General features: G+C 66.3%; 3 protein-coding genes. All 3 read left to right on the top strand.

The genetic code is table 11. The features are described 5' to 3' along the window. A partial coding sequence (locus tag MOV74_RS35435) for a tripartite tricarboxylate transporter TctB family protein (RefSeq protein ID WP_246931791.1) occupies window positions 1-413 on the top strand: 413 nt, incomplete at its 5' end. Between the two features lie 29 nt (window positions 414-442). Next, the gene (locus MOV74_RS35430; RefSeq protein WP_246931793.1) at window positions 443-1,912 is read left to right on the top strand and encodes a tripartite tricarboxylate transporter permease; all 1,470 of its coding nucleotides are present in this window, start codon (window positions 443-445) and stop codon (window positions 1,910-1,912) included. Window positions 1,913-1,966: 54 nt separating this feature from the next. Continuing rightward, a partial coding sequence (locus tag MOV74_RS35425) for an NYN domain-containing protein (protein WP_246931789.1) occupies window positions 1,967-2,737 on the top strand: 771 nt, incomplete at its 3' end.

Below are 2,737 nucleotides of genomic sequence, written 5' to 3'. Positions count from 1 at the left end.
CGGCGCTCGCCGCGGTGCTGGTCTTCGACGCGCGCGGCCTGCAATCCACCGCGATGTACGGCATGGGGCCGGAGGCGATGCCGGTCGTGGTCGCCTGCGGCCTTGCGCTGCTCGCGATCGGCAATTTCATCGACGCGCTGCGCGGCAATCTGCCGGCGCGCGAGAGTTCCGATCCCCTGCCGGTGGTCTTGATCCTCATCGGCCTCGCGCTGCTGATCGCCATCATCGGCTTCGGCGGCGGCTTCATCCTGGCGACCTCGGCACTGTTCGTGACGACGTCGGCAGCATTCGGGCGCCGTGCTGTCCTGGTCGATACCGCCATCGCTCTCGTTATGTCGACCCTCATCTATCTCGCATTTGACCGCCTGCTGACGCTGAGCCTTCCGGCCGGACCTCTGGAGCGATTGCTGTGATCGACACTTTTGCGGCGCTGGCGCACGGCATGGCCGTCGCCATTCAGCCGATAAACCTGCTCTATGCGCTGATCGGCGTGTTCCTCGGCACGGCCGTGGGCGTGCTGCCTGGCATCGGCCCGGCGCTGACGGTCGCGCTGCTGTTGCCGGTCACCTACAAGCTCGACCCCGGCGGCTCGCTGATCATGTTTGCCGGCATCTATTACGGCGGCATGTATGGCGGCTCCACCACCGCGATCCTCATCAACACGCCCGGCGAGAGCGCCTCGATGGCGACCGCGCTGGAAGGCAACAAGATGGCCAAGGCCGGCCGCGGCGGCCCGGCGCTTGCGACCTCCGCGATCGGCTCTTTCGTCGCCGGCACCATTGCCACCATTGGCTTGGCTTTCCTCGCGCCTTGGCTGGTCGATTTCGCGGTGCGCTTTGGCCCTGAGGATTATTTTGCGCTGATGTGCGTCGCCTTTGTCACGGTGTCGGCGACCTTCGGGGATTCTCCGATCCGCGGCCTGACCAGCCTGTTCATCGGCCTGACGCTCGGCCTCGTCGGCATCGACAAGCTGACGGGACAGGCGCGGCTTGCGTTCGGCGTCCCCGAGCTGCTCGACGGCGTCGAGGTGACGACGCTTGCGGTCGGCCTGTTCGCGGTGGGCGAGGCGCTCTATGTCGCATCGCGCCGCCACCACAGCGAGGAGAAGCTCGAGCCGGTGCGCGGCTCGCTGTGGATGACAAAAGAAGACTGGAAGCGGTCGTGGAAGCCGTGGCTGCGCGGCACGATGTTCGGCTTTCCGATCGGCGCGCTACCCGCGGGCGGCGCGGAGATTCCGACGTTCCTGTCCTATTCGACCGAGAAGCGGCTGACGAAACATCCCGAAGAGTTCGGCAAGGGCGCGATCGAGGGCGTGGCGGGGCCGGAAGCGGCCAACAACGCCTCCGCCGCCGGCACGCTGGTGCCGCTGCTCACGCTCGGCTTGCCGACCTCGGCGACGGCCGCGATGATGCTGGCGGGCTTCCAGCAATACGGCCTCAACCCGGGACCGCTGTTGTTCGCCGAACGGCCTGACCTCGTGTGGGGTCTGATCGCCAGCCTGTTCATCGCCAACGTCATGCTGCTGGTTCTCAACCTGCCGCTGGTCGGGCTTTGGGTGCGGCTGCTCGCGATCCCGCAGCCATGGCTCTATGCCGGCATTCTCGTGTTCGCGACCATGGGCACCATCGCGGCCAAGCCCTCGGTGGTCGAATTGTCGATGCTGGCGGGTTTCGGCGTGCTCGGCTTCCTGATGCGGCGGTTCGATTTTCCGATCGCGCCCGTCGTCGTCGGCCTGATCCTCGGCCCGATCGCCGAGAGCCAGTTGCGCAGGGCGCTCGCGATCAGCCTCGGCGATCCCATGACGCTGCTCCAGAGCCCGATCTCGGCGACGCTGCTCGGCATCGCGCTGGTTGCGCTGCTGGCCCCATTCGTGCTGAAGGGGATGGGGCGCTTCAAGGCGAACGAGGACTAGCCGTCCCGGCGCGCGCGTCCTTGAATGCTGCGTCCATCCCGTTGAGGAAACGCCATGCCGTCGGAACTTCGCTCGCCCCGTCTCGCCGTCCTGATCGATGCCGACAACGCCTCCGCAAAGATCGCGGATGGACTGTTCGAGGAGATTGCCAAGATCGGCGAAGCCAGCGTTCGCCGCATCTATGGCGACTTCTCCAACGCGCGATCGAGGGGCTGGGCCGACATCCTGTCGAAGCACGCCATCATCCCGCAGCAGCAATTCGCCTATACGACGGGAAAGAACGCGTCCGACATAACCCTGGTCATCGACGCCATGGACCTGCTTCACAGCGGCCGGTTCGACGGCTTCTGCCTGGTGTCTTCAGACAGCGACTTTACCCGTCTGGCCGCCCGCATCCGGGAGCAGGGCGTCGATGTCTTCGGGTTCGGTGAGCAGAAGACGCCGGAAAGCTTCAGGCAGGCCTGCCGAAGGTTCGTCTACACCGAGAACCTGCTTGCCGCCACGGCGACCACCCAGGACGCCGCCGCGAGATCGACTTCGCTTCAGCCGCCTGATGCCGCGACCCCCATCATCAAGAAGGTCATCACCCAGATGGAGAGCGAGGACGGCTGGGTCGCGCTCGGGGAAGTCGGGCGGCAGCTCGCCAACCTGGCGTCGGATTTCGATCCGAGAACGTTCGGGTTCCGCAAGCTGAGCGACCTCGTGCGGAAGACGAACTCGTTCGAGATCGACGAGTCAAAGGGCCGCTCGATGCGGATTCGGGTCAAGCCCGCTGCCGCAGCACCGCCGAGAAGGCGGAACCCGCGCAGGCCTGCACGGGCGGGG

This window comes from Bradyrhizobium sp. SHOUNA76 (genome assembly GCF_023006445.1).
Classification (GTDB): domain Bacteria; phylum Pseudomonadota; class Alphaproteobacteria; order Rhizobiales; family Xanthobacteraceae; genus Bradyrhizobium.
This window is presented reverse-complemented; position numbering and strand designations above follow the sequence as displayed.

Excerpts from the sequence above, each read along its gene's own strand:
- MOV74_RS35430 (WP_246931793.1), top strand. The coding sequence starts at position 443 with ATGGCCGTCGCCATTCAGCCGATAAACCTGCTCTATGCGCTGATCGGC.